This is a genomic window from Streptococcus respiraculi (genome assembly GCF_003595525.1).
Taxonomy (GTDB): Bacteria; Bacillota; Bacilli; order Lactobacillales; family Streptococcaceae; genus Streptococcus; species Streptococcus respiraculi.
Genome location: NZ_CP022680.1, coordinates 1,301,660 through 1,326,449 on the forward strand (window position 1 = coordinate 1,301,660; position 24,790 = coordinate 1,326,449).

26 protein-coding genes, 1 tRNA gene and 1 other RNA gene are annotated in these 24,790 nt (G+C 41.6%); 22 read left to right on the plus strand and 6 right to left on the minus strand.

The genetic code is table 11. From position 1 onward, the window contains the following. Nucleotides 1-2: 2 nt before the first annotated feature. The 10 genes from CHF41_RS06380 (at nucleotide 3) to CHF41_RS06425 (ending at nucleotide 7,447) form a co-directional block, all read left to right on the plus strand. A complete protein-coding gene (locus tag CHF41_RS06380) occupies nucleotides 3-776 on the plus strand; it encodes a TIGR01457 family HAD-type hydrolase (RefSeq protein ID WP_119876495.1) in 774 nt (257 codons plus the stop codon). Next, nucleotides 766-1,395 carry a TIGR01906 family membrane protein gene (locus CHF41_RS06385; protein WP_119876496.1) on the plus strand — a complete coding sequence of 210 codons (630 nt, stop codon included), beginning with the start codon at nucleotides 766-768 and terminating at the stop codon, nucleotides 1,393-1,395. Before CHF41_RS06380 ends, CHF41_RS06385 begins: the two co-directional genes overlap by 11 nt. Before the next feature lie 91 nt (nucleotides 1,396-1,486). Beyond that, entirely contained in the window at nucleotides 1,487-1,663 is a 177-nt protein-coding gene (gene rpsU, locus CHF41_RS06390; protein ID WP_000048054.1) for a 30S ribosomal protein S21, read from the plus strand. A 63-nt stretch (nucleotides 1,664-1,726) separates the two neighbouring features. After that, nucleotides 1,727-2,740: a UDP-glucose 4-epimerase GalE gene (gene galE, locus CHF41_RS06395; protein ID WP_119876497.1), complete on the plus strand. Its 1,014-nt coding sequence runs from the start codon at nucleotides 1,727-1,729 to the stop codon at nucleotides 2,738-2,740. Between the two features lie 229 nt (nucleotides 2,741-2,969). Continuing rightward, nucleotides 2,970-3,644, plus strand: coding sequence for a Crp/Fnr family transcriptional regulator (locus CHF41_RS06400; protein WP_119876498.1), 675 nt, complete (start codon nucleotides 2,970-2,972; stop codon nucleotides 3,642-3,644). Nucleotides 3,645-3,655: 11 nt separating this feature from the next. After that, on the plus strand, nucleotides 3,656-4,399 hold the full coding sequence (locus CHF41_RS06405) for a nucleoside phosphorylase (protein WP_119876499.1): 744 nt from the start codon (nucleotides 3,656-3,658) through the stop codon (nucleotides 4,397-4,399). 1 nt (nucleotide 4,400) lies between these two features. Next, nucleotides 4,401-5,012, plus strand: coding sequence for an ECF transporter S component (locus CHF41_RS06410; protein WP_119876500.1), 612 nt, complete (start codon nucleotides 4,401-4,403; stop codon nucleotides 5,010-5,012). Nucleotides 5,013-5,024: 12 nt separating this feature from the next. Then, nucleotides 5,025-5,789: an energy-coupling factor transporter transmembrane component T family protein gene (locus CHF41_RS06415; RefSeq protein WP_160463192.1), complete on the plus strand. Its 765-nt coding sequence runs from the start codon at nucleotides 5,025-5,027 to the stop codon at nucleotides 5,787-5,789. Then, a complete protein-coding gene (locus CHF41_RS06420) occupies nucleotides 5,789-6,634 on the plus strand; it encodes an energy-coupling factor ABC transporter ATP-binding protein (protein WP_119876501.1) in 846 nt (281 codons plus the stop codon). The genes CHF41_RS06415 and CHF41_RS06420 overlap by 1 nt, the downstream gene beginning before the upstream one ends. 3 nt (nucleotides 6,635-6,637) lie before the next feature. Then, a complete protein-coding gene (locus CHF41_RS06425) occupies nucleotides 6,638-7,447 on the plus strand; it encodes an energy-coupling factor ABC transporter ATP-binding protein (protein ID WP_119876502.1) in 810 nt (269 codons plus the stop codon). A gap of 46 nt (nucleotides 7,448-7,493) precedes the next feature. Here the strand turns inward: CHF41_RS06425 and mscL are convergent, their stop codons facing one another. Next, nucleotides 7,494-7,886 carry a large conductance mechanosensitive channel protein MscL gene (gene mscL / locus CHF41_RS06430; RefSeq protein ID WP_119876503.1) on the minus strand — a complete coding sequence of 131 codons (393 nt, stop codon included), beginning with the start codon at nucleotides 7,884-7,886 and terminating at the stop codon, nucleotides 7,494-7,496. Between the two features lie 163 nt (nucleotides 7,887-8,049). Between mscL and dnaG the strand changes: the two genes are divergently transcribed. The 3 genes from dnaG (at nucleotide 8,050) to CHF41_RS06445 (ending at nucleotide 11,653) form a co-directional block, all read left to right on the plus strand. Next, nucleotides 8,050-9,840 carry a DNA primase gene (dnaG, locus tag CHF41_RS06435; protein ID WP_119876504.1) on the plus strand — a complete coding sequence of 597 codons (1,791 nt, stop codon included), beginning with the start codon at nucleotides 8,050-8,052 and terminating at the stop codon, nucleotides 9,838-9,840. A gap of 2 nt (nucleotides 9,841-9,842) precedes the next feature. Then, nucleotides 9,843-10,961, plus strand: coding sequence for an RNA polymerase sigma factor RpoD (gene rpoD / locus CHF41_RS06440; protein ID WP_075104343.1), 1,119 nt, complete (start codon nucleotides 9,843-9,845; stop codon nucleotides 10,959-10,961). Nucleotides 10,962-11,329: 368 nt separating this feature from the next. After that, a complete protein-coding gene (locus CHF41_RS06445) occupies nucleotides 11,330-11,653 on the plus strand; it encodes a metal-sulfur cluster assembly factor (protein ID WP_119876505.1) in 324 nt (107 codons plus the stop codon). Nucleotides 11,654-11,690: 37 nt separating this feature from the next. On the opposite strand, the gene CHF41_RS06450 is transcribed toward CHF41_RS06445, so the two are convergent. Next, nucleotides 11,691-12,284, minus strand: coding sequence for a TVP38/TMEM64 family protein (locus CHF41_RS06450; protein WP_119876506.1), 594 nt, complete (start codon nucleotides 12,282-12,284; stop codon nucleotides 11,691-11,693). Nucleotides 12,285-12,386: 102 nt separating this feature from the next. Between CHF41_RS06450 and ssrA the strand changes: the two genes are divergently transcribed. The 3 genes from ssrA to add all read left to right on the plus strand — a co-directional run bounded on the left by ssrA (nucleotide 12,387) and on the right by add (nucleotide 13,994). Beyond that, nucleotides 12,387-12,734, plus strand: a transfer-messenger RNA (tmRNA) gene (ssrA, locus tag CHF41_RS06455). Between the two features lie 7 nt (nucleotides 12,735-12,741). Next, nucleotides 12,742-12,829, plus strand: a tRNA-Ser gene (locus CHF41_RS06460). 151 nt (nucleotides 12,830-12,980) lie between these two features. Next, nucleotides 12,981-13,994 carry an adenosine deaminase gene (gene add, locus CHF41_RS06465; RefSeq protein WP_119876507.1) on the plus strand — a complete coding sequence of 338 codons (1,014 nt, stop codon included), beginning with the start codon at nucleotides 12,981-12,983 and terminating at the stop codon, nucleotides 13,992-13,994. A 121-nt stretch (nucleotides 13,995-14,115) separates the two neighbouring features. On the opposite strand, the gene CHF41_RS06470 is transcribed toward add, so the two are convergent. From CHF41_RS06470 to CHF41_RS06480, 3 genes are read right to left on the minus strand one after another with little or no spacing between them, the layout of a single operon-like run. Then, a complete protein-coding gene (locus CHF41_RS06470; RefSeq protein WP_119876508.1) occupies nucleotides 14,116-14,931 on the minus strand; it encodes a hypothetical protein in 816 nt (271 codons plus the stop codon). 20 nt (nucleotides 14,932-14,951) lie between these two features. After that, nucleotides 14,952-15,659 (minus strand): ABC transporter ATP-binding protein, encoded by a 708-nt coding sequence (locus CHF41_RS06475; RefSeq protein ID WP_119876509.1) that lies wholly within the window; start codon nucleotides 15,657-15,659, stop codon nucleotides 14,952-14,954. Nucleotides 15,660-15,661: 2 nt separating this feature from the next. Further along, nucleotides 15,662-16,027, minus strand: coding sequence for a GntR family transcriptional regulator (locus CHF41_RS06480; protein ID WP_119876510.1), 366 nt, complete (start codon nucleotides 16,025-16,027; stop codon nucleotides 15,662-15,664). A gap of 252 nt (nucleotides 16,028-16,279) precedes the next feature. Here CHF41_RS06480 and CHF41_RS06485 point away from each other — a divergent pair, with 252 nt between their 5' ends. The 3 genes from CHF41_RS06485 (at nucleotide 16,280) to pyk (ending at nucleotide 22,042) form a co-directional block, all read left to right on the plus strand. Beyond that, nucleotides 16,280-19,387, plus strand: coding sequence for a DNA polymerase III subunit alpha (locus CHF41_RS06485; RefSeq protein WP_119876511.1), 3,108 nt, complete (start codon nucleotides 16,280-16,282; stop codon nucleotides 19,385-19,387). 82 nt (nucleotides 19,388-19,469) lie between these two features. Beyond that, on the plus strand, nucleotides 19,470-20,483 hold the full coding sequence (gene pfkA / locus CHF41_RS06490) for a 6-phosphofructokinase (protein WP_119876512.1): 1,014 nt from the start codon (nucleotides 19,470-19,472) through the stop codon (nucleotides 20,481-20,483). Nucleotides 20,484-20,536: 53 nt separating this feature from the next. Continuing rightward, nucleotides 20,537-22,042, plus strand: coding sequence for a pyruvate kinase (gene pyk, locus CHF41_RS06495; protein WP_119876513.1), 1,506 nt, complete (start codon nucleotides 20,537-20,539; stop codon nucleotides 22,040-22,042). Between the two features lie 47 nt (nucleotides 22,043-22,089). On the opposite strand, the gene CHF41_RS06500 is transcribed toward pyk, so the two are convergent. After that, on the minus strand, nucleotides 22,090-22,854 hold the full coding sequence (locus CHF41_RS06500; protein WP_119876514.1) for a DeoR/GlpR family DNA-binding transcription regulator: 765 nt from the start codon (nucleotides 22,852-22,854) through the stop codon (nucleotides 22,090-22,092). Nucleotides 22,855-23,151: 297 nt separating this feature from the next. On the opposite strand from CHF41_RS06500, the gene CHF41_RS06505 reads away from it, so the two are divergent. From CHF41_RS06505 to dhaM, 3 genes are read left to right on the plus strand one after another with little or no spacing between them, the layout of a single operon-like run. Next, the gene (locus CHF41_RS06505) at nucleotides 23,152-23,595 is read left to right on the plus strand and encodes an RpiB/LacA/LacB family sugar-phosphate isomerase (RefSeq protein ID WP_119876515.1); all 444 of its coding nucleotides are present in this window, start codon (nucleotides 23,152-23,154) and stop codon (nucleotides 23,593-23,595) included. Then, nucleotides 23,589-24,398 carry a triose-phosphate isomerase family protein gene (locus CHF41_RS06510; RefSeq protein WP_240622941.1) on the plus strand — a complete coding sequence of 270 codons (810 nt, stop codon included), beginning with the start codon at nucleotides 23,589-23,591 and terminating at the stop codon, nucleotides 24,396-24,398. The genes CHF41_RS06505 and CHF41_RS06510 overlap by 7 nt, the downstream gene beginning before the upstream one ends. Beyond that, nucleotides 24,395-24,778, plus strand: a complete 384-nt coding sequence (gene dhaM / locus CHF41_RS06515) for a dihydroxyacetone kinase phosphoryl donor subunit DhaM (protein ID WP_119876516.1) — start codon at nucleotides 24,395-24,397, stop codon at nucleotides 24,776-24,778. Before CHF41_RS06510 ends, dhaM begins: the two co-directional genes overlap by 4 nt. Nucleotides 24,779-24,790: the final 12 nt, after the last annotated feature.

Genomic DNA, 24,790 nt, shown 5'->3' on the forward strand with positions numbered 1-24,790 from the left:
AGATGAGTTATAAAGGATATTTAATTGATTTGGATGGGACCATTTACAAGGGAAAGGACCGCATTCCAGCAGGTGAGCGCTTTGTTCATGCTCTTCAGGAACGCAAACTCCCCTATCTCTTTGTGACGAATAATACTACCCGCAGACCAGAAACCGTTCAGACCATGTTGCAGGAGCAGTTTAACATCGATACCCCACTTGAGACCATTTATACTGCCAGTCTTGCGACTGTTGATTATATGAAGCAGCTGGGAAAGGAAAAGACGGCTTATGTGATTGGAGAAGAGGGGTTGAAATCAGCGATTCTTGAAGCAGGCTATGTGAAAGAAACAGATAATCCTGCTTATGTCGTGGTCGGACTTGATACTGATTTAACCTATGAAAAATTGACCATTGCAACTTTGGCGATTCAAAAAGGTGCGGTATTTATTGGGACCAATCCTGATTTAAATATCCCGACTGAACGAGGACTCTTGCCGGGAGCAGGCTCTTTGATTGCCTTGCTAGAAGCAGCAACGCGGGTCAAGCCAACCATTATCGGCAAACCCCAAGCCATTATCATGGACAATGCCCTTGCGATTTTAGGAACTAAGCAGAGCGAGACCCTCATGGTTGGGGATAATTATTTGACAGATATCCGGGCAGGAATTGACAATGACTTTCCAACGCTTCTTGTCTTAACAGGTTTTACCAAACCTGAAGAGGTGGCAACACTCCCAGTAGCACCGACCCATGTGCTGAATAGCCTAGATGAATGGAGTTTCGATGAAAACTAAATTTTCAGTAGTGGCCAGTTTGTTTTTTCTATTGTCAGTGTCCGTTGTGGCGACAATCTACCTAGCTTGGCTTTTCTATCCTCTAGAAATCAAGTGGTTGGGCTTGGAACAAGTCGTTTACATGAAGAGCGCAGACATCAGCTATAATTTCAATATCCTCCTGCGCTATCTGACTTTACCGTGGGATCAGACGCTCTCCATGCCCAATTTTCCCTCGTCAGCAGACGGCTTACACCATTTTCAGCAGGTCAAGTGGCTCTTCCACCTTGCTCAGGCTGTTGTATTAGTAAGTCTGCCTGGCTTTCTATCTTTTTGGAAAAACGTTGTGAAAAAAGGATATGGTAGCTTATATCGCCCTGTTTTTCTGACAGCAGCTGTTTTGCCGATTGTGATCGGTATCTTTGGTGTCATCATCGGGTTTGACAGTTTTTTTACCCTCTTTCACCAAGTCCTCTTTGCAGGTGATAGTAGCTGGCTATTTAATCCGAATACAGATTCTGTTATCTATATTTTACCAGCGGAATTTTTCTTGCATTGTTTCTTGCTCTTTTTCGCCTTATACGAGGGGCTGTGTCTGGGGATGCTAGTGAAATGCAAGTCGAAAAGAAAATCTCGGTAAGTACCGAGAAACTTTTTCTAGAAATATCTTGACAAAATAGGGCAATAGCGGTATAATAATATGGATTTTGAAATTGAGGGGAGTGAAAATAATGTCAAAAACAGTTGTACGCAAGAACGAATCACTTGATGATGCTCTTCGTCGTTTCAAACGTGCGGTTACTAAAGCTGGTACTCTTCAAGAAACACGCAAACGCGAATTCTACGAAAAACCATCTGTAAAACGTAAACGCAAATCAGAAGCAGCTCGTAAGCGTAAAAAATTCTAACATGTAAAAAACAGCTGTCAAGCTGTTTTTTTGTCCTATCCATACTTATATAAAGGAGTTAACATGAGTATTTTAGTAACAGGTGGTGCAGGCTACATCGGTAGCCATACCGTGGTTGAATTGTTGAAGCTAGGAAAAGAAGTGGTCATTGTTGATAATTTGTCCAATTCAAGTTTACTCGTCTTAGATCGTATCAAAGAAATAACTGGTAAGCGGCCTACCTTCTATAAGTTGGATGTGGCAGATAAGGATGCCCTTCGTGCTGTATTTGAAAAAGAAGAGATTGACTCTGCCATTCACTTTGCAGGCTACAAGGCAGTTGGTGAGTCGGTGGCCAAGCCTATCATGTATTATGAAAACAACATCATGAGCACCCTAGCCTTGGTAGAAGTTATGGCTGAGTTTGGCGTGAAAAAAGTGGTCTTTAGCTCAAGTGCGACGGTCTATGGTCTGAACAATCCTTCTCCACTCGGTGAAACGATGCCGACCAGCGCGACTAACCCTTACGGTTATACCAAGGTTATGTTGGAGCAAATCCTGCGTGATGTAGAAGTAGCAGACTCTGAATGGAGCATTGCTCTACTTCGCTATTTCAATCCAATCGGAGCGCACGAATCAGGCTTGATTGGGGAAGACCCTGCGGGGATTCCAAACAATCTGATGCCCTTTATTGCTCAGGTAGCTGTCGGGAAACGTCCTGAATTGAGCGTATTTGGTGATGACTATGACACAGTAGACGGAACAGGTGTCCGTGATTATATCCACGTCGTTGATTTGGCGCTCGGTCATATCAAGGCCTTGGAGAAGATTGCAGATACAAGAGGTGTTTATACTTATAACCTTGGATCAGGTCAGGGAACGAGTGTGCTGGAGTTGGTACAGGCTTTTGAAAAAGTCAATGGTGTTCCTATCCCATACAAGATTGTGGACCGTCGTCCTGGCGACATTGCTACCTGCTTTGCAAATAGCGACAAGGCTTTAGCTGAACTCGACTGGAAGACCGAAAAAACCATTGAAGACATGTGCCGTGACACATGGAATTGGCAATCCAAGAACCCGAACGGGTATGAGAAATAAGAAAACTGAAAGGAGTTGGAGAAATCTGGCTTCTTTTTTATCAGTAGCGAAAGACTGGATTTTTATAGGAAAGTTCGCTACAATAAAACAAATGGACAAATGTCTTTGTAAATCCTTGAAAGAGATAAAAAAGAGTGATAATTAAGAGGAATCAAAGACAAATTTCCTGTACAAACCAAAAAGAAAGCGCTATCATTATAATAAAGAGCGGTAGCGGAGAGGCTAGAAGATGACGTCTGATTTGCAAACCATTGCGACAATTTTAGAAACGGAACCTGTTATTTTCCAATTGCTAAAACAATGTCCTTATGAAATTTTACGGATGATTCGGGTCCGCTGTTATAGGGATGGAGAATTCGAACTAGCTGAGGGACAAATTCATCACCATTTTTATATCATCGTACGAGGAGAAGTGGATATTTACTCGGAGTCAGAGTATGGCAAGAAATACTTTTTGACGACCTACCATACGGGAAACTTTATTGGAGAAATGGAGATTTTCCAGCAACTACCTTATATTAGCCATGTTCAAGGGAGGGGACAAGTAACGGTCTTGGAGCTGGAACGCTCTCTTTTACTTCGTTGGATGTCGTTAGATCAAAATTTTAATCGTCTCTTTATCCAGAAGATTTGCGAAAGCTCTTATCAGATGTGTGAGCGGATGAAGCGCAATAATCTGTACAATCTAAAGCAGCGAATTTGCTATTATTTGTTGGAACAGTTTGACTTGCGCAACCAGCGAGATATTATTTGGAATTCAGAAGAGATGAGCCAGAAAATGGCTGTTACTCAACGGAGTGTTAATCGCGTCTTGAAAGAATTGCGAGAACAAGGCATCATCTATCTTTCACAAGGGAAGATTCATCTTATCAATCGCTCAAAATTAGAAACCTTATTACGTTAGGAGGAATATTTATGCAACCTCATATTCGTTGTGGAAAAGAGCATGCAGCACGATATGCGATTTTACCAGGAGATCCGATGCGGGTTGACCGAGTCGCGGAGTTTTTAGACAATGCAGTTTCAATCGCCTTTAATCGGGAGCATAAAAGTGTTCGCGGGACTTATAAGGGAATTCCTGTTCTTGTTGTGTCTACAGGTATGGGAGGCCCCTCGACGGGAATTGCGGTGGAGGAGTTACACAATATAGGAGTGACTCACATGATTCGGATTGGCTCTTGTGGAGCTTTACAAGAGCCGATTGAACTAGGTGATCTGCTGATTTTAAATGGAGCTGTTCGAGATGAAGGGACTTCAAAAGCTTACATTGACACAGCTTTCCCAGCAATTCCAGATACCAAGGTTTTAGTTGCTTTGATACGAGCTGCTGAGACACAAGGAATTAGGCATCATATTGGTATTGGTCGCAGTCATGATAGCTTTTACACCGACCGGGAAGAAGCAATTGATGCGTATTGGTCTAAACAAGGTGTGCTGGGAGCAGATATGGAAAGTGCAGCCCTCTTTACAATCGGTGCACTCAGAGGAGTCAAAACAGGTTCTATTTTAAATACCGTAGCCTTGTTTGAGGGAGATCTGGGTCAGGACATCAATGGCTATGTCAATGGGGATGATTTGGCAGCAAGTGGAGAAAAAAATGAAATCCTGACCGCTCTTGAAGCAATTGTTCTTTTAGAAAATGAAAAGAAGGAGTCTTGAGATGAATTGGAAACAGAATAATCCGTGGTCGCTAAAGTTTAATACTGCCGCACTCGTGTTGATTCCAGCTGGGGTAGGGATTAACTATATTGGTAAACTCTTTGCAGGGGTACTGAAACTACCGCTTTGGCTCGATTCAATTGGGACCTGTCTATCAGCTTGTTTGGCTGGACCAGTAGTAGGAGCTATTGTAGGAATCATGAATAATGTCATCTATGGCTTGACGGTTGATCCGATTGCTACTGTATATGCTCTCACCAATGCTGCACTAGGAATTACGGTTGGCTGTATGGCCTACTATGGTAGTATGAAAAAATTAAGCGGGGCTCTTCTAACGGGGATTGTCGCAGGTCTTGCTGCGGTCCTTGTTTCCACGCCTTTGAACATGATTTTCTGGGGTGGAACAACAGGAAATCTTTGGGGAGATTTAGTTTATGCTGGTATGCTATCTCAAAACTATCCTGTTTGGCTCGCTTCTTTTATGGATGAAGTCGTGGTAGACATTCCTGATAAAATAGTCGTCCTCATTCTTGTATTGAGTCTTTATAAGAGCTTGCCAAAGAGTCTTTTATCACTCTACCAGACCAACAGTGTGATTGAGAGTTTAGATTAGGAGGAAGACAGTATGAAAACTATGAGTTTATACGAAGAAAAACATTCGTTTCTGAATCGCTTGTCGTCTCTCACAAAGATTGTCTATGTACTAGCAGCTATTGTCATTCCAATCCTTGCTAATGAATGGTGGTGTTTTGGAATCACCATTGTCTTAAGCGCTCTTTTACTAGCTCACTCCAAGGTAATTTCTAGAACATTTCCAATTGTGAGTCTATCGTCCTTTGTTATTTTGACGGTTGCAATTATTCAGGGACTGTTTCGACAAGGTAATGAAACGCCTGTTCTTACGCTAGGACCAGTGACTTTTTATCAAGAAGGGCTTTTATTTGCTCTAGGGATTGCTTTGAATATCTATAATATTATTCTTGCATTTTGTGTATTGATTCTCACAACAAAATCATCAGATATGATTGAAGACCTTGTACGCAAAGGCTTTTCACCACGCATGGGCTATGTCTTTATCTCCCTCTTCCAACTCATCCCTCAGATGACTAGTCGCATGGCGACGATTACAGATGCGCAAAGAAGCCGTGGAATGGAGACCGAGGGCTCGCTATTAGTTCGGATTAAGGCATTCTTGCCTTTAGTATCACCTGTCATAATGAGTTCATTTATTGAAACCAAGGAGCGGGCGATTGCCTTAGAAGTACGCGGGTTTAATTCAAAAGCAAAGAAAACATTTATTACCCCGCCAGTTCGTTCAGTATATGATCGTCCGATTCAACTGATGTGTGTAGCAGGGTTGATTGCAGCATTGATTTGGAGGTTAGTATAATGGCTACGATTCGTATTGAAAATCTAAAATATCGCTATCCTCATACGGAAACCTTGGCCTTAGATGGTATCTCCTGTGAGATTCAACCAGGAGAGTTTATCGGAGTTATTGGGCGAAATGGTTCAGGAAAGAGTACGTTTTGTCAGGCCTTGACAGGCTTGGTGCCTAATTTTTATCGAGGCGCCTATGGCGGGAAGGTATGGATTGACCAGACGGAAGTTAAGACGGTAGAAGTTGATGATTTATGCCAGAAAGTGGGAAGCGTCTTTCAGAATCCTTTCAATCAAGTGACGGGCTCAAAATCAACAGTCTATGAAGAAATTGCCTTTGGACTAGAAAATTTTGGTGTTCCTCGTGGTGAAATGCAGGAACGGATCGAAGAAAGTTTGGAATTGTTGGGAATTTCAGAATACCGCAATCGAGCTCCCTTTGATTTGTCAGGTGGGCAGATGCAACGGATGGCCATTGCAAGTATTATCGCTATGCGACCAGAGGTAATTATCCTAGATGAGCCGACTTCACAGCTAGATCCTCAAGGAAGTGAAGCAGTGTTTCAGGCTATTCAAACCTTGAGTAAACAAGGTATTACCGTGATCATGGTCGAACATAAAATTGAAAAAATCGCGGCCTATAGCGACCGAGTTCTGTTATTAGATGCAGGAAAATTAGTTGCTTTTGATACACCGCAAGAGATATTTTCACGTCCTGATTTAGAAGAACACGGCGTTGTGCCACCGACATTTACGCAGATTTGCAAGGACTTGAATCTTACCTTGCCAGATAGCCATCTTTATCCAGTGACTCTTGAAGAAGCTCAGTATTTATTAGCGAAGAGCGAGGAATAAACTATGAATCAACTGACTATTAAAGACTTACACTTTGCGTATAAACCAGATACTCCGATTCTCACAGGGATTAACTTGACCATCAAAACAGGCTCGACAGCCATTATCGGTCAAAATGGAGCAGGGAAAACTACCTTTGTGAAATTATTGAAAGGCTTGCTAACACCGACAAGCGGAACGATTTCTCTGAATCAACAAGATTTGAGCCAGCAAAGTGTGGCACAAATTGCAAAATCTATTGGCTTGATTTTCCAAAATCCTGACGATCAAATTTTTAAACATACTGTGCTAGATGAGATTATGTTTGGTCCTCTGCAAATGGGGCTGTCAAGATCAGAGGCTGAGGCTGCTGCTAAGAAGGCTATGGCCAAGTTAGGATTGGATGGGCAGGAGAAGGTCAATCCCTATGATTTAGGCTTATCAGACCGAAAAATGGTTTCGATTGCAGCCATCATTGCCATGGATACACAGGTTGTGATTTTCGATGAGCCAACGATTGCGCAAGATACAGCAGGAAAACAAAAAATTCAAGCAGTGATGAAGGAATTAGAGAAAGAAGGCAAAGTCGTCATCTCTATTTTACACGATATGGACTTTGTCGCAGAAACCTTTGACCGCGCCATCGTCTTTGCTAAAGGACAAGTCTTGCTAGACGGATCTGTCAAAGAAGTCTTTTCTCAAAAGGAAACCATAGAGCAGGCTTACCTATCGCAACCAACCACGACTCAGCTTTGTCAAGCCTTGGGTTATGATGAGTTGTTTTTATCACCTGCGGAATTTGTGGTCTATAAACGTTTATTAGATCATAAATAATAATCATGAGAGCGAAAAAAAGACAGGCCACCTGTCTTTTTTAGTATTATTTATTCTTCAACAAATCGCGGATTTCAGCGAGTAATTCTTCTTGAGTTGGTCCAGCAACTTCTTCAGCAGCCGCTTCTTCAGCCGCTTCTTGTTTTTTAGCAAGGCTTTGTGCTTTTTCCATACCTTTTACGATGAAGAAGAGAACAGTACCAACAATGATAAAGTTGATAACAGCGCTCAGGAAGTTACCGTAAGCAACACCATTCCAGCTAAGTTCAGCAATCTTATCTGCACCAGCAGCTTTCAAAGCAGGTGTCAAGAAAAGAGGGGTAATTACATCTTGAACCAATGAAGTGATGATAGCACCGAAAGCAGTAGCGATGATCACACCGACTGCCAAGTCAACAACATTACCGCGAAGTAAAAAGGCTTTTAAATCTTTTAACATATCCTAAATATGTCCTTTCATAAAAAAATAATAATCCCTATTATATGCTGAAAGGACTTTTTTTACAAGTATTCTAGCTTGGAAATTTTACATTTTTACATTTTTAGTATAAAATAGAACATGTTATAATAGCTGATACCCTGCACTGGAAGGAGGTGACCGCGTGATTTCAAAAGAAAAAATCAATGAGATTAAACAGGCAGTCAATATTGTCGATGTCATTGGCGAAGTCATTTCCCTGACCAAGGCAGGGCGCAATTTTTTAGGTCTCTGTCCTTTTCATGGGGAAAAAACACCTTCCTTTAACGTGGTCGAAGACAAGCAGTTTTTCCATTGTTTTGGCTGTGGTAAGTCGGGTGATGTGTTTAAATTTATAGAGGAATACCGTGGTATCTCCTTTACAGACAGTGTTCAGGTAGTGGCTGAAAAGGCTGGAATTCAGTTAGAACAGCAAAGAGTAGTGATTCAGGAACGCCGTGTGCATCCGAATCAAGTGCTCTTTGATATTCATATGGAAGCTGGGAAATTTTACCATGCTCTTCTGATGACCACGAAAATGGGGGAAGAAGCGAGGAAGTATCTGCATCATCGCGGTTTGACTGATGAGGTCATCAAGCATTTTCAGATTGGACTAGCTCCGCAGGAGCAAAATTATCTCTATAGGCACTTGTCTACTAAGTTTGACGAGGAAGATTTGCTCGCTTCAGGCTTGTTTAACCCGGCAGATAATAACCTCATATACGATGCCTTTCAGGGCAGAATCATGTTTCCTTTGACAGATGAGTATGGTCGCATCGTAGCCTTCTCTGGTCGTATTTGGCAACAGCACGATATTGAAAATAAACAGCTAGCCAAGTATAAGAATAGTCGCAGTACTGCGATTTTTAATAAGAGCTATGAGCTGTATCATCTAGATCAAGCGAAAGCAGTGATCAAAAAAAGCCATGAGGTCTATCTCATGGAGGGTTTTATGGATGTTATTGCGGCTCATCGGGTTGGACTTGATAATGCCGTTGCCTCAATGGGCACAGCCTTGACCCGAGAACATGTCCAGCATTTAGCTAAATTCTGTAAAAAGGTGATTGTGACCTATGACGGAGATGCGGCGGGGCAGGCAGCGACGGCAAAAGCACTTGACGAATTGCAGGACTTTCAAGTTGAGATTGTTAGCTTACCAGACAATTTGGATCCGGATGAATTTTTAGCCAAGCATTCAAAGGAAATGCTACACCAGGTCTTGACGGCCAGTCGGATTAGCGATGTGGAGTTTTTGATTCAGTATCTCAAGCCTGCAAATCCCGATAATTTGCAGATGCAGATTGAGTTTGTTGAAAAAATTGCACCAATTATTGCTAAAAATAAGTCCATTACCGCGCAAAATTCGTATATATATAAGGTAGCGGATGTCTTGCCTGATTTTGACTATGGTCAGGTAGAAGCAGCGGTCAATCACTTGCGCTTACACGAGCGGGCAGAACGCAGTCAAACGGCGCAAGGTCGAGGCGATATACGGAGACAGCAAATCACCGAATTGCCTCAAAAAATACGTTTATCACGGCTGGTTCGCACGGAAAATCATCTGCTCAATCGCATGATGACCCACCCTTATATCTTGAATGACTATCGATTGAAAGAGGACTTTTTCTTCTTTACACCAGAATTGCAAGTTTTGTTCGGTCTCTTAAAAGAGTATGGGGAGGTGACAGCCTATGACTTGGCCCAGCAGACAGAGCAGGTCCAGCGAGCTTGGTATCAGGTCCTGGAGGAAAAATTGCCAGAGGAGATAGGTGACAACGAGCTAGAAGAGCTAGAAAGGCGACGGCAACAGGAACAGCTAAAGCGAGAAAATCAGCAGAAATCACGTGTCATTCGGGAACAAGTCCACATTGGCAATACCGAAGCAGCACTGGATGAATTGGCACAACTCATTGCACATAAAAGAAATATGGAGTAACTATGACAGCAAAAAAAGATAAAAAACAAGAAGTAACCACTTTTGATGTTCAAGTTGCGGACTTTATCCGTAACCACAAAAAAGAGGGAACTGCGACAGATGATGCAATCAACGATCAATTGGTCATTCCCTTTACCCTTGATGCAGACGGGATTGATGACCTCTTGCAACGGATTCAGGATGCAGGGATTGCGATTGTTGACAAGGATGGAAATCCAAGTGCGCGTGTCCTTCAAGTAGAAGAAGAGCCTGAATTAACAGACGAAGAGTTACTCGGTAGCAATTCTGCTAAAGTCAATGACCCTGTGCGCATGTACTTGAAAGAAATTGGGGTTGTACCCCTCTTGACCAATGAAGAGGAGCAGGAGCTAGCCCTTGCGGTAGAAGCTGGGGACCCAGAGGCGAAGCAACGTCTTGCAGAAGCCAATCTCCGTTTGGTGGTTTCCATTGCCAAACGCTATGTCGGCCGTGGCATGCAGTTCTTGGATTTGATTCAGGAAGGAAACATGGGCTTGATGAAGGCCGTTGACAAGTTTGACTATTCAAAAGGTTTCAAATTTTCAACTTATGCAACATGGTGGATTCGCCAAGCCATTACCCGTGCTATTGCGGATCAGGCCCGCACCATTCGGATTCCAGTTCACATGGTTGAAACAATCAATAAATTGGTCCGTGAACAGCGTAATTTGCTCCAAGAATTGGGACAAGATCCAACACCAGAACAAATCGCAGAACGCATGGACATGACACCAGACAAGGTTCGTGAAATCTTGAAGATTGCGCAAGAACCTGTTTCTCTTGAAACACCAATCGGGGAAGAAGACGATAGCCATCTTGGTGATTTTATCGAAGATGAAGTAATTGAAAATCCAGTGGACTACACCACACGTGTTGTCCTCCGTGAACAACTAGATGAAGTCTTGGATACACTGACAGATCGTGAAGAAAACGTCCTTCGCTTGCGCTTCGGACTTGATGACGGGAAAATGCGTACCCTAGAAGATGTCGGAAAAGTCTTTAACGTTACCCGTGAACGCATTCGCCAAATCGAAGCTAAAGCCCTCCGCAAACTCCGCCACCCAAGCAGAAGCAAACCATTGCGCGACTTTATTGAGGATTAAAAACCTCCAGTGGAGGTTTTTAACGCTCGCTCGAAAACTAGAAAGCGAGCCAGTCGAGTGGAGGTTTTTAACGCTCGCTCGAAAACTAGAAAGCGAGCCAGTCGAGTGGAGGTTTTTAACGCTCGCTCGAAAACTAGAAAGCGAGCCAGTCGAGTGGAGGTTTTTAACGCTCGCTCGAAAACTAGAAAGCGAGCCGGTTCGGTGAACCGTTTTAATGCCTGCCTAGAAATAGGCAAGCAGGCTACGGATAGGCAGTATCAGCGCCCACCTAGAAATATGTGAGTGGGGCCCGTCCGGGGGACTTTTCTAACGCTCGCTTGAACAAACGAAGGACTATATAAATCATATAACAATAGGAGATACCATCAATGGCTTATACAGAAGAACAAGTAAAAGAAATTCAGGAACGGATTTTTCATGCCTTAGAAGAAGTCATTGATCCTGAATTAGGAATTGACATTATCAATCTTGGCTTGATTTATGACATTCGGTTCATGGACGGGAAAACAGAGATTGATATGACCTTAACTACTATGGGGTGCCCGTTGGCTGATTTAATCACTGATCAGATCTATGATGTGCTGACGACCGTGCCAGAAGTGACAGATGTAGATGTTCGTCTCGTTTGGTCACCAGCTTGGACAGTACAAAAAATGAGTCGCTACGCGCGCATTGCTCTAGGAATTAAGTAAAACAAAACTTCGTTAGAATGGTTTCTAACGAAGTTGTTTATTTTATGAAGTGTTGCAACCACTGGCCACCATAAATCCAGAAGAAGCTGTAAGCAACAATGGAAATGGGGCGACAGAGAAGAATAATAGTCGTGAATTTGCGGTAACTCATGCTAGTTAAGCCAGTAATCATGACCACAATATCGGCAGGAGAGACTGGAGATAGCATGCAGAGGATAAAGAAGATTTCATAGCTTCTCTTGTTGTCAATCTTGCTTTCGTACTTGTAGAAAGTTTCTTCAGTCATAAAAAGTAGGCAGAAGGCTTTGCCGTATTTTCGCGCTAACCAAAAGAGGACGATACTTCCGATTGAAATGCCGATATAATTAACGACAAATCCCCACCAATGCCCGAAGACAAGGAAGCCAACAACAGTTGTTACTCCTCCTGGGATAATCGGAAAAACCACTTGAATGATTTGAATGAAAATATAGGTCAAGCTACCGAATGCCCCGTGGCTCTTGATGGTGTCGGCTAGAACATTTTGGTCATTTAAAATTCCAATTTTATAGAGCCAGAAAACGAGGAAGACACTTGCGATGAGTGTGATAATACTGAGTATCTGAAAGGTTTTTTGCCAAAATTTATACATAAGCTTATTTTACCATAAAATAGCTCGATTCTGAAAATAGAAAACTAAAATCTGTTGCTATTTTTTTTCTAATTTGGTATACTGATATGGTACTCTAATGAAGGGGTCGTTACGGATTCGACAGGCATTATGAGGCTTGTTCTGCAACTCATCTAGCGGATGTAAAACGCCAGTTAAATATAACTGCAAAAAATACAAATTCTTACGCATTAGCAGCTTAATAACCTGCCTGCGTGACTAGTAGTGGATTGCTTGTGTCTGCTGTCTGGTCTTAAATGAGCAAGCTACGTTAGAATTGTGTCAGTAAGTTCTAAAAGAGATTGACTGAATCGCTTGTCTAGGGCTTGAGTTATGTGTCCTATCCAAGTTAAATGAAGACATAACCTATGGTTGTAGACGAATAAGTTAGCAGGTGTTTGGACGTGGGTTCGACTCCCACCGGCTCCATGTAGGATATGGAAGATTACTCAAGAGGCTTAAGAGGCCGTGTTGGAAACGCGGTAGGCGTGTAACAGCGTGCGTGGGTTCGAATCCCATGTCTTCCGTCAAAAAGCAGACTCCCTCGTGGAGTTTTTTTGTATGTTCAGCTAGGGTTTTATTTATTTTTTGTAAAAATTCAGTTTTTATCGATTTTTTATTGAAATATCGTGTAAATATGGTATGATGGATAACAATATACGAACGAAGAGGTGGAACATGCAGGAAAAAATGCTTCATAAATTAGCAAAGACCGAACTTCATTGCCACTTGGATGGCTCCTTATCTCTCGGTGCTATTCGTCAATTGGCAGAGATGGCTCAGATTTCCTTACCAGACTGTGATGAGGACTTGCAGGATCTTGTGACAGCACCTGCTCAGACGGAAAGTCTATTAGACTATTTGACTGTCTTTGACTTTATTCGGCCTTTATTACAGACTAAAGAGGCACTTCGACTTGCTGCTTATGATGTTGCAGCACAAGCAGCAAAAGAAAATGTTCTTTACATGGAAATTCGCTTTGCGCCTGAGTTATCTATGGATCAAGGTTTGACGGCACTAGAGACAGTAGAAGCTGTTTTAGAAGGGATAAAGCAAGCAGAAGCAGCGTTTGGCATTGTCGCAAAGGCATTAGTTTGTGGCTTGAAGCAAAGTCCGAAAGAGGAGACGCAGGCTATTTTCAAGGAAGTTGCAAGACTTGCCCAAAAGGGGCTGGCGGGATTTGATTTTGCAGGAAATGAGGCTGATTTTCCGACGGAAGAAATGCTTGACGCAATTAAGGAAGTACAGAAACTTGGTTTGCCGATGACCTTTCATGCTGGAGAATGTGGTTGCGTAGCCAATGTAGCACAAGCTATTCAACTCGGCATTCCCCGCATTGGTCACGCAACAGCTCTTATGAAAGACCGTAAAGTGATGAAAGAGTTTGTTGAAAAAGGAGCGACGATTGAGATGTGCCTGACCAGCAATCTCCAGACTGGGGCAGCACAAACGCTGGCTGATTTCCCCTACCAAGCGCTCTATGATATGGGAGCTAATATTACGATTAACACAGATAATCGTATGGTATCTGCTACCAATCTGACCAAGGAATATAGCTTGTTTGTCCAGTATTTTGGGACCAGTAAGGACGATTTTTATCACTTTAATCAAAATGCCATTCGGGCTAGTTTCACGACAGAAGCAGAAAAAGAGAAGCTGTTGAAGCAGTTGGAGATGGCCTACTACAGATGATAGACTAGGCAGAAAGTCATGACCATAGGAGTCATGGCTCTTAGAAAGAATAAGAGAAGTGAATAATTCTCTTCAGCTAGACGAAAAAACTCTGAAATGGTATATTTCAGAGTTTTGATTATTATTGCAAATTCAATTTTTTCGTCATGATATAGTAGGTACCGAAGTAGTAACCAATAGCAAGGATAATACTAATAATGATACCTAAGATTGTGTGAATGGCTAATGTGGTACTATTTGTTAGGACTCCTGTTGATACGGCAAATACAGCTGAAATAAGCCCTTCTACAAAATTGATACCAAAGTAAAAGACAACGGCTAGCAATGTACGATGATCTTTAAATAATTGACCAAGAGAAATCGCGAAGTAAATTAAGAGGATAGAATGAATGGTACCGACAATGAGCGTAATTGCATAACTAATCCCAAAATCCATGCCAGTAAATTCGTGATAAGCTTTGTTGAATCCCGCAGCAATCTCAGGAATATACTCATTGAGAAGCGCACCAAATGAAATATATGAAATAAGCCAGAGACAGAGGATAGTAGCAATGCCAGATAAGGTGCTCCAAATAAAGGCAGCAGTCAATTTACTCAGGATAATCTGGTGATTGGTGACAGGAAGAGTCATGGTTAGGTAGCCTTGGCGACCGTAAACATTTTTTCTAAAGCGTTTGATAATGAGAAAGAAGGTTGATAGAAAGAGTCCTGCAATGATGACGGCAAAACCGATAATAATAGCACCAAATAGGATTCCCTCTAGGGTATTAGCAAGAGAAGCACCAATTTCTGTGTCACTAATCGTTCTTTCTGGTCGGTGAACAATATTTTGAATCCAAAATCCGAGGACAACAGAGAGTAATCCAGCTGCGGCGTACAGTCCTAAATACCATTTTCCAACTGCTTTAAATTCATATTTTAATAACTTTCCAAACATAGGAATCTCCTTTACTAATACTAAGCCTTAAATTCACGGCGGAAAAGTTCATCGATTGATTCTCCGCTTTCAATTCGTAGGTCATCGACATCGCTATGACGAATCACATTACCGTACTGGAGGAAGATGACTTCATCGAGAATTTGTTCGACATCTGAAATCAAATGGGTTGAAATCAGTACAGAAGAGGTTGGAGAATAGTTATTGATAATCGTCCGTAAGATATAGTCACGTGCAGCAGGATCGACACCGCCGATTGGTTCATCAAGGACATATAGAAGGGCTTGGCGGCTCATGACCAAAATTAATTGAACCTTTTCTTTGTTTCCTTTTGATAAATGCTTAATACGACTGTTGAGCTCAATATTGAGGTCTTGGAGGAGGTGAAGGGCGCGTGCCTCATCAAAATCTGCATAGAAATCCTTAAATAAGTCAATCGCTTCTGTAATTCGCATGTGCTCATCTAAGTAGGTCGTATCTGGAAGGTAGGATACAATCTGCTTGGTTTCGGGAGATGGCTTGCGACCATTGATTAGGATTTGCCCATATTCTGGCTGAAGAAGTCCACTGAGCAATTTAATCAGGGTTGTTTTTCCAGAACCATTTGGTCCTAGTAAGCCAATGATTTTTCCAGCTGAAAGTTTGAGGTTGATATTGTTCAATGCCACCAAACCGCCGTATGCTTTTGATACTTGTTGAATTTCAACGAGGGTAAAATTATTTTCCATCTCTATTCTCCTTTCAGGTACTGTTCCAATTGCTGAACGAGCTCGTCCTGCTTAAATCCTAAGTCTAGCATATTGGTGACAAAGTTTTCTAACTCGTCTTTGGCCAGATTGACCCGCGTCTTTTGAATGAGGTCAAGATTGTCTGTCACAAAGCGTCCTGTTGTGCGGACTGAGTAAACAAATCCTTCGCTTTCAAGATCTGACAAGGCACGTTGAACGGTATTGGGATTGACCCCAGCAATTTCGGCTAAATCACGGACGGTTGGAAGCTTATCTCCTGATTGGAGTTGGTGCGTCACAATTTGCAACTTAATGGTATTAGCAATTTGGATATAGATAGGGAAGTTGTTATCGAATTTCCAAGTCATGATTGCTCCTTTCATTTTATATAAGATGATAAAATAGGCTTAGTCTATTTGTATAATTGTCTTATATATATAATACAATATTTCAAAACAGATTGCAAGGGGTAGGATTCATTTTTTGATAAAAATAAAAATTTTGTTGCTAGATCGTACTGTGTCGCAGCTCCAAAGCCAATAGTAGCAAGGGGGATTTTTTTGGTGTATAATAGTAGATAGTATAATACATGACCATGGAAACAGTAAAGAGGAGGAGATATGCTCGTACAGTTGGACACAAAGACCGTCTACACCTTTATGGATAGTATGATGACCATTGACCGCTATGTAGCGCATGCTAAGGAGCTGGGCTATACTCATTTGGGTATCATGGACCGTGATAATCTGTATGCGGCTTATTCCTTTATGGAGGCGTGTGAAAAGGCAGGTATTCAACCTGTGATTGGCTGTGAAATGGAGCTATTGGTGTCACCTGATGACAGTTTGGTGTTTCAATTCGTTGCCCAAAATACAACAGGCTACCAAAATCTCTTGAAAATCTCCACTGCTAAGATGACAGGGCAAAGAGAATTTGAAGGCATTCGACCGTATTTGACAGGGATTACAGTTATTATTCCCTATTTTGACGGGATTGAGGACTATGATTTAGGGATTGATTTTCACATTGGGGTATGTGAAACAACTCCCGCCTTGACGACCAGCCGTCCCTTGATTCCTCTCTACACAGTGCGGTATTTTGAAGAAAGTCAAGTCGAAGTCTTGCAGGTTCTTCATGCCATTCAGGAGAATGTTCCACTCAATCAAGTATCGCAGATTGTCCATAACCAAGCACTTCTCAGTCCAGAAAGTTTGGCTGCGATTTTTCAGAAGCAGTTTCCAGAAGCAGTGGAAGAATTGAATCGCTTGGTGGCAGGCATTTCTTATCAACTGGATAAAAACTTGAAATTGCCTCGTTTTAACCGGGAGCGCTTAGCGGTCGAAGAACTACGTGAAAAGGCAGAAGAAGGATTGCAGCGTCGAGGTCTTACAGGGCCGGCCTATCAGAAACGTTTGGAGCAGGAGCTAGCAGTGATCCACCAAATGGGCTTTGATGATTATTTCTTAATTGTTTGGGATTTGTTGCGATTTGGGCGCAGTCAGGGCTATTATATGGGGATGGGACGTGGTTCTGCGGTTGGCAGTCTCGTTGCATATGCCCTTTATATTACAGGGATTGACCCTGTCAAGCATGATTTACTTTTTGAGCGCTTTTTAAATGTCGAACGCTATAGCATGCCCGATATTGATATTGATATTCCAGATATCCACCGCGGGGATTTTATCCGCTATGTGAGAGAGCGTTATGGAACGCTTCATGCAGCGCAAATCGTGACCTATTCGACTTTTGGCGCTAAGCAAGCTCTGCGAGATGTTTTAAAGCGCTATGGAACGCCAGAATACGAAGTCAGTGCGATTACAAAGAAGATTTCCTTCCGCGATACCCTTCGTACAGCCTATGAGCGCAATGCCTCTTTTCGCCAGCTTATCAATAGCAAAATCGAATACCAGAAAGCCTATGCCATTGCTTTACAGATTGAGGGGCAACCAAGGCAGACCTCTATTCATGCGGCAGGGGTCGTGATGAGCGATGAGGAGTTGACCGATACCATTCCTTTAAAGGCTGGTGAGGACATGCTGATTACTCAGTATGATGCCCATGCAGTAGAAGCAAATGGTCTTTTGAAAATGGACTTTCTCGGGTTACGCAATTTGACCTTCGTTCAGAAAATGGCGGCGGCAGTTGAAGAAAAGTACGGCAAGAAGATTATCATTTCGGAGATTGACTTGGAAGACGAGGCAACTTTGGAACTCTTTGCCAAGGGTCAGACCAAGGGAATTTTCCAGTTTGAGCAACCCGGCGCCATTCATCTTTTAAAACGTGTTCAGCCTAGCCGTTTTGAGGACATTGTAGCAACGACCAGTCTCAACCGTCCTGGTGCGAGTGATTATTCGGAGAATTTTGTTAAACGTAAGTATGGTCAAGAAGCAGTTGATTTACTGGATGAGTCGATTGCTGATATTCTACGTCCGACTTACGGCATCATGCTCTATCAGGAGCAGGTTATGCAGATTGCCCAGCGCTTTTCAGGTTTTACACTAGGGAAAGCCGACTTATTACGTCGTGCCATGTCTAAGAAAAATAAGGCAGAAATGCAGAGTATGGAAGCTGATTTCCTTTCAGGAGCACTCGAACAGGGGCATGATGAGGAGAAGGCTAGAGCGATTTTTACGATGATGGCAAAATTTGCGGGTTATGGTTTCAACCGCAGTCACGCCTATGCCTATTCAGCTCTTGCCTTTCAGCTAGCCTACTTTAAAACCCATTATCCAGATGTCTTTTTTGACATCATGCTAAATTATTCAAGTAGTGACTATATTTCTGATGCTCTCCAATTTGATTTCCAAGTAGCGCCTATTACGATTAACAGTATCCCCTACCATGATAAATTTGACGAGAAAAAGATTTTCATGGGCTTGAAAAATATCAAGGGATTACCAAAAGAATTGGCCTTTTGGATGATTGAGGAGCGGCCATTTAAGAGTGTGGAGGATTTTATCTTGCGTTTGCCTGCTCAATTTAAGAAGCAGGAGACCTTAAAACCTCTCATTCAACTCGGTTTGTTTGATATCTTTGAGCCAAATCGTAAGAAGATTTTGGAGAATTTGGACAATCTCTTTGTCTTTGCAGACACGTTTGGAACCTTCTTTTCCGAAGAAAGTTACAGCTGGACGGAGGCAGAAGATTACAGTGATAGTGAGAAATTCAGCCTAGAGCAGGCGATTATCGGGGTTGGCATTAGCCCACATCCCTTGGTTCTTTTAGCAAAATCTTCTACAAAACCGTATACCCCATTTGCGGAACTAGTGGCAGGAAATATGGTGACCATTCTAGGACAAATTCAGTCAGTTCGGGTGATCCGTACTAAAAAGACAGGTCAGCAAATGGCATTTCTCCAAGTGACCGATACAAAGAAGAAACTAGATGTGACCCTCTTTCCAGAAAGCTATCAGCATTATCAAAGTCTTTTGAGAGAAGGAGAGATCTTCTATCTGGTTGGTAAGGTCCAAGAGCGGGATGGTCAATTGCAGCTGGTCTTGGATAGACTGGAGCAGGCTTCTTCTGAAAAGCTATGGATATTACTTGAAAATGGAGAAAATGACCAAACAATTGCTCAAATTTTGTCTGAATATCAAGGGACTATCCCAGTGATTGTACACTATCAAGATTGCAATCAAACGGTGCAATTGGAGAGGATATTTGTCGAAAAATCAGCCGAATTGCAAAGTCGTTTACAGAAATTTTCAATGAAAACGGTTTTTCGGTGAAAAATAGTAAAAAGTCAAGCATACTGCGGGTAAATGTGGTATAATGATACAGTTAAAAATGAAAAAAAGGAGCATTAGTTAAATGAAACGTATTGCTGTTTTGACCAGTGGTGGTGACGCCCCTGGTATGAATGCTGCCGTTCGTGCAGTTGTTCGGAAAGCAATTTCAGAAGGGATGGAAGTCTTCGGGATTAACTACGGCTATGCCGGTATGGTGGCTGGAGATATTTTTCCTTTGACAAAAGAAGGTGTTAGCGGGATTTTAGGTACTGGTGGTACCATGTTGTATTCAGCCCGCTACCCAGAGTTTGCTCAATTAGAAGGCCAATTAAAAGGAATTGAGCAGTTGAAAAAACATGGTATCGAAGGTGTTGTTGTTATCGGTGGTGATGGTTCTTACCACGGTGCGATGCGCTTGACAGAGCATGGTTTCCCAGCAATTGGTATTCCAGGTACCATCGACAATGATATTCCAGGTACAGACTTTACCATTGGTTTTGATACTGCATGTATGACCGTTATGGATGCGGTAGATAAAATCCGTGATACAGCGATGAGCCATCGTCGTACCTTCGTTGTAGAAGTAATGGGTCGCCATGCAGGTGACATTGCTCTTTGGACAGGTATTGCAATCGGTGCAGATGAAATTATCGTACCAGAAGAAGACTTCAAGATTGAAGACGTAGTTGCAAGCATCCGCAAAGGATACGAAAAAGGGAAAAACCACAATATCGTTATGCTTGCAGAAGGTGTGATGTCTGCTCATGAATTTGCGAAAAAATTGAAAGAAGCTGGCGATACAAGCGACCTTCGTGCCATCGAACTTGGTCACATTCAGCGTGGTGGTCGTCCAACCGTTCGCGACCGTGTTCTTGCGTCACGCTTGGGAGCATATGCTGTTGAACTTCTAAAAGAAGGCAAAGGTGGACTTGCAGTTGGTGTTCATAAAGATGAACTTGTGGCTAACCCAATCCTTGGTACGAAAGAAGAAAATGCTCTTTTCTGCCTTGGTGAAGACGGTAAGATTATTGTCAACAACCCGCACAAAGGGGATGCGAAGTTGGCTGGATTAGCTCGTAGCTTGTCTCGTTACTAATCATCTCAAACAGTTCATATAAACTTGTTGCAAAAAAGGAGAAAAAATAAATCATGAATAAACGCGTAAAACTTGTTGCTACATTAGGTCCTGCGGTTGAAATCCGTGGTGGTAAAAAATTCGGTGAAGACGGCTACTGGGGTGAAAAACTTGATGTTGAAGCATCGGCTCAGAAAATCGCTGAATTGATCAAAGAAGGCGCAAACGTATTTCGTTTCAACTTCTCACATGGTGACCACCAAGAGCAAGGTGACCGTATGGCAACAGTACGTCGTGCTGAAGAAATCGCTGGTCAAAAAGTTGGTTTCTTGCTTGATACAAAAGGTCCTGAAATCCGTACAGAATTGTTTGAAGGCGACGCAAAAGAATATGAGTACACAACTGGTGAAACACTTCGTGTTGCGACAAAACAGGGAATCAAATCAACTCGTGAAGTGATTGCCTTAAACGTTGCAGGTGCTCTTGACATCTATGACGACGTTGAAGTTGGAAAACAAATCCTTGTCGACGATGGTAAACTTGGTCTTCGTGTCTTTGCGAAAGACGATGAAAAACGTGAATTTGAAGTAACCGTTGAAAATGACGGTGTTATCGCAAAACAAAAAGGTGTAAACATTCCTTACACTAAAATTCCTTTCCCAGCACTTGCTGAGCGTGATAATGCAGATATTCGTTTCGGTCTTGAGCAAGGATTGAACTTCATCGCGATTTCATTTGTTCGTACTGCAAAAGACGTCAACGAAGTACGTGCAATCTGTGAAGAAACTGGTAATGCGCACGTGAAATTGTTTGCGAAAATCGAAAACCAACAAGGTATCGATAACATCGATGAAATCATCGAAGCAGCAGACGGTATCATGATTGCCCGTGGTGACATGGGGATCGAAGTACCATTTGAAATGGTTCCAGTTTACCAAAAAATGATTATCACTAAAGTAAATGCAGCTGGGAAAGCAGTTATCACTGCAACAAACATGCTTGAAACCATGACTGAAAAACCACGTGCAACTCGTTCAGAAGTATCAGACGTCTTCAATGCTGTTATCGACGGTACAGATGCAACGATGCTTTCAGGTGAGTCAGCAAACGGTAAATACCCAGTTGAGTCAGTTCGTACTATGGCAACGATTGCGAAAAATGCGCAAACTCTATTGGAAGAATACAGCCGTTTGGATTCTTCAACATTTGAACGTACAAGCAAGACAGAAGTTATTGCCTCTGCTGTTCGCGACGCATGTCACTCAATGAATATTAAATTGGTTGTAACGGTTACTGAAACTGGATTCTCAGCACGTTCAATTTCGAAATACCGTCCAAATGCAGATATCTTGGCAGTTACCTTTACAGAAGAAGTTCAAAAATCATTGATGATTAACTGGGGAGTTATTCCAATTGTGACAGACAAACCAGCTTCTACAGATGATATGTTTGAATTGGCAGAACGTGAAGCAATCAAAGCTGGACTTGTTCAATCAGGTGATGACATTGTCATTGTTGCAGGGCTTCCAGTTGGGGTTGCAGGTTCAACTAATACAATGCGTGTTCGTACTGTAAAATAAGTATAAAATAAAAGCCTCGTGAAATCACGAAGGCTTTTCTAGCTCTCTTAGATAATATGTAAACCATATTGTTGATATTTTTCTAAAATATCCTCTGGAATATTATTGTCTGTAATAAAAGTGTCAATAGCCTCTGTACCTAGAAATGTTGCAACAGATGTATTTTCTAATTTTGAGGAATCAATTAAGGCAATGACTTTTTCTGAGTGTTTCACCATTGTCTTTTTCAACTCAACTTCATAAATATTGAAATCAGATAAACCATCTGTCAAATTAAAGGAATGGGCTGATATAAATAGCTTGTTGATATTCATTTTAGTAAGCATCTCTGTTCCTAAGGTGCTTTCAATTGCGTTTGAGCGGCCTCTGAGAATCCCCCCTATGATAATGGTTGTCACATTGGGTACATCCTTCAATAGTTCAGCTGTCATCATACCGTTTGTTAAAACGGTTAGTCTCAGAGAGGACTGACTAATGAGCTTACTCAATTCATAGGCGGTTGAGCTGGCATCAATCAGAATACACTCATTTGTTTGAATCAGGTCAAATGCTTTTTTGGCGATCTGTTTTTTTAAGGTATCATTTTTTTTACTTCTAAAATTATAGGAAGTGTGTGCCGGAAAATTGAGAGAATCAATGACACTCACTTTTCCGTGGCTTCTATCTACGAGTTTTTTCTGAGAAAGGATTGTTAGATCGTTTCGAATGGTGACAAGAGATACTCCCAGCTCATCACTTAAATCTTTAACGCGGATACTTTTTTTCTGAGATAAAATATCAAGTATTTTTCTATGTCGTTCTTCCTGGTACATAATGATTCTCCCGTTAGAGCTTGCTTGCGGTTATCATAGCGAAATTAGACGAAAATGTCAAGTAAAAGCATATATAAAACACGAAAACCTCTAAGCAGGATAAGTCTGCTTAGAGGTTTTCGTGTATATAAAGTAAGTAATGTGAAAAAAATAACGATATTTATTTTCAAAAAACTTTCGTTTTTCTTTCGCTTTTCTTTCTTTTTGTCTATCAAAAGATAAAAAACGTTGACAAAAACAAAAGAAAGCGGTATCATTGTGGTGTACAATTTTTTAGATTTTAGAGAGGTGTGCTATATGAAAGTTGGAATTGGAGCAGATAATAATGCTTTTGAATTAAAAGAATTTATTAAAACGGTACTTGCTGATAATGGATTCGAAGTAGAGGATTACGGATGTTACTCTGAAGATAGTATTGATTATCCAGGAATTGCTGAAAAGGTAGCACATGGTATTTTAGTAGGTGAAGTTCAAAAAGGAATTTTACTATGTGGTACAGGGATCGGAATGGCTATGGCAGCTAATAAAGTAAGAGGGATTCGTGCTGCACAAGTACATGATGTGTATTCTGCAAAACGTGCTGAATTGAGTAATAACGCTCATATTATTACAATCGGGTCTAAGGTGGTTGGTCCAGCTTTGGCAGCAGAACTTGTTACGACATTTTTAGCTCAGCATTTTGTTGAAAGTCCTTCTTCTGAAAAAATTGCTCAAGTAATGGAGTTGGAAAATAAATGCTAGAAGACAGAAATGTTGTGCGTCGACCCATTGTAGGGCTGAGTCAAAAGAATTATCGTAATACAGCTACCTTAGAGAAAGAATATCTGAATGTTTTTTTAGAAGAACTGGATTTATTAGCTGATGTAGATATTGATTTGTTTTATTTTCCGAGTTTAGGAGTTCTCCACCAATCAGCTGCTATGTTGAAAGGGACTAAGCTAGAGTATGGTGCACAGAATATTGCACCGATTGCTAACGGTGCAATGACAGGAGAATTTTCGATTGAATCGCTTGTGGATATAGGTGGTTCCTATGTTGAGCTAGGTCATGCGGAAAGGCGTAAGTATTTTGGCGAAACAGATGAGCTCATTCGTCAGAAAATACAACTAGCTTTTGAATTAGGAGTCACTCCAGTTCTTTGTATCGGAGATCCTGAACGTTCTACAGAAGAAGTAAGGCAGGGATATTTTACCCAGCAGTTAGTAACAGTTATATCAGGTATCAGTCAGTGTGATCTTAAGCGTTTAGTGATTGCTTATGAACCAGTTTGGGCGATTGGTCAAGCTGAAGCAGCGGACGATAATTATGTTTGGGACTCTCATCGTATCATTCGTGCTATTCTCACTCGTGAATGTGGAGCAGAAGTGGCGGATGCTGTTAGAATTATTTACGGTGGTTCTGTTAGTAAAGAAAATACGAAAAGTTTAGTCAAGGATGCAAATGTTGATGGTGTCTTTGTTGGAAGATTTGGACATAATCCTCATCATTTTGCAGAAATTATTCGACTGGTTTATCAGATAAAAGATATGGAGGAAAATAGGTGAAAGCCATCATTTTGGTATCCCATTCTGAAAAGATTTCAGAGGGATTAAAGGAAATGCTAGAGGAAATGATTGACTCTTCAGCAGTACAAATTATTTCGGCAGGTGGAACAGGAGATGGTCGTTTAGGGACTAATGCGATTACGATTTATGAACATCTAGTTGCCTGCTCTGAATGTGAAGAAATTTATATTTTTGCCGACATTGGAAGCTCTATTTTAAGTTCGGAAACAGCCATAGAAATGCTGGACTTAGAAGAAGATAGACAGAAAGTGACATTATTTGATGCCCCGCTGATAGAAGGTGCATTTATTGGAGCAGTACAAGCCTCTATTGGAGCTTGTACCAAGGACATATTGGAAGAAATATCTTTAAATAAATAATTTTTGGAGGAA

Excerpts from the sequence above, each read along its gene's own strand:
- CHF41_RS06380 (WP_119876495.1), top strand. The coding sequence starts at position 3 with ATGAGTTATAAAGGATATTTAATTGATTTGGATGGGACCATTTACAAG.
- CHF41_RS06385 (WP_119876496.1), top strand. The coding sequence starts at position 766 with ATGAAAACTAAATTTTCAGTAGTGGCCAGTTTGTTTTTTCTATTGTCA.
- rpsU (WP_000048054.1), top strand. The coding sequence starts at position 1,487 with ATGTCAAAAACAGTTGTACGCAAGAACGAATCACTTGATGATGCTCTT.
- galE (WP_119876497.1), top strand. The coding sequence starts at position 1,727 with ATGAGTATTTTAGTAACAGGTGGTGCAGGCTACATCGGTAGCCATACC.
- CHF41_RS06400 (WP_119876498.1), top strand. The coding sequence starts at position 2,970 with ATGACGTCTGATTTGCAAACCATTGCGACAATTTTAGAAACGGAACCT.
- CHF41_RS06405 (WP_119876499.1), top strand. The coding sequence starts at position 3,656 with ATGCAACCTCATATTCGTTGTGGAAAAGAGCATGCAGCACGATATGCG.
- CHF41_RS06410 (WP_119876500.1), top strand. The coding sequence starts at position 4,401 with ATGAATTGGAAACAGAATAATCCGTGGTCGCTAAAGTTTAATACTGCC.
- CHF41_RS06415 (WP_160463192.1), top strand. The coding sequence starts at position 5,025 with ATGAAAACTATGAGTTTATACGAAGAAAAACATTCGTTTCTGAATCGC.
- CHF41_RS06420 (WP_119876501.1), top strand. The coding sequence starts at position 5,789 with ATGGCTACGATTCGTATTGAAAATCTAAAATATCGCTATCCTCATACG.
- CHF41_RS06425 (WP_119876502.1), top strand. The coding sequence starts at position 6,638 with ATGAATCAACTGACTATTAAAGACTTACACTTTGCGTATAAACCAGAT.
- mscL (WP_119876503.1), bottom strand. The coding sequence starts at position 7,886 with ATGTTAAAAGATTTAAAAGCCTTTTTACTTCGCGGTAATGTTGTTGAC.
- rpoD (WP_075104343.1), top strand. The coding sequence starts at position 9,843 with ATGACAGCAAAAAAAGATAAAAAACAAGAAGTAACCACTTTTGATGTT.
- CHF41_RS06445 (WP_119876505.1), top strand. The coding sequence starts at position 11,330 with ATGGCTTATACAGAAGAACAAGTAAAAGAAATTCAGGAACGGATTTTT.
- CHF41_RS06450 (WP_119876506.1), bottom strand. The coding sequence starts at position 12,284 with ATGTATAAATTTTGGCAAAAAACCTTTCAGATACTCAGTATTATCACA.
- add (WP_119876507.1), top strand. The coding sequence starts at position 12,981 with ATGCAGGAAAAAATGCTTCATAAATTAGCAAAGACCGAACTTCATTGC.
- CHF41_RS06470 (WP_119876508.1), bottom strand. The coding sequence starts at position 14,931 with ATGTTTGGAAAGTTATTAAAATATGAATTTAAAGCAGTTGGAAAATGG.
- CHF41_RS06475 (WP_119876509.1), bottom strand. The coding sequence starts at position 15,659 with ATGGAAAATAATTTTACCCTCGTTGAAATTCAACAAGTATCAAAAGCA.
- CHF41_RS06480 (WP_119876510.1), bottom strand. The coding sequence starts at position 16,027 with ATGACTTGGAAATTCGATAACAACTTCCCTATCTATATCCAAATTGCT.
- CHF41_RS06485 (WP_119876511.1), top strand. The coding sequence starts at position 16,280 with ATGCTCGTACAGTTGGACACAAAGACCGTCTACACCTTTATGGATAGT.
- pfkA (WP_119876512.1), top strand. The coding sequence starts at position 19,470 with ATGAAACGTATTGCTGTTTTGACCAGTGGTGGTGACGCCCCTGGTATG.
- pyk (WP_119876513.1), top strand. The coding sequence starts at position 20,537 with ATGAATAAACGCGTAAAACTTGTTGCTACATTAGGTCCTGCGGTTGAA.
- CHF41_RS06500 (WP_119876514.1), bottom strand. The coding sequence starts at position 22,854 with ATGTACCAGGAAGAACGACATAGAAAAATACTTGATATTTTATCTCAG.
- CHF41_RS06505 (WP_119876515.1), top strand. The coding sequence starts at position 23,152 with ATGAAAGTTGGAATTGGAGCAGATAATAATGCTTTTGAATTAAAAGAA.
- CHF41_RS06510 (WP_240622941.1), top strand. The coding sequence starts at position 23,589 with ATGCTAGAAGACAGAAATGTTGTGCGTCGACCCATTGTAGGGCTGAGT.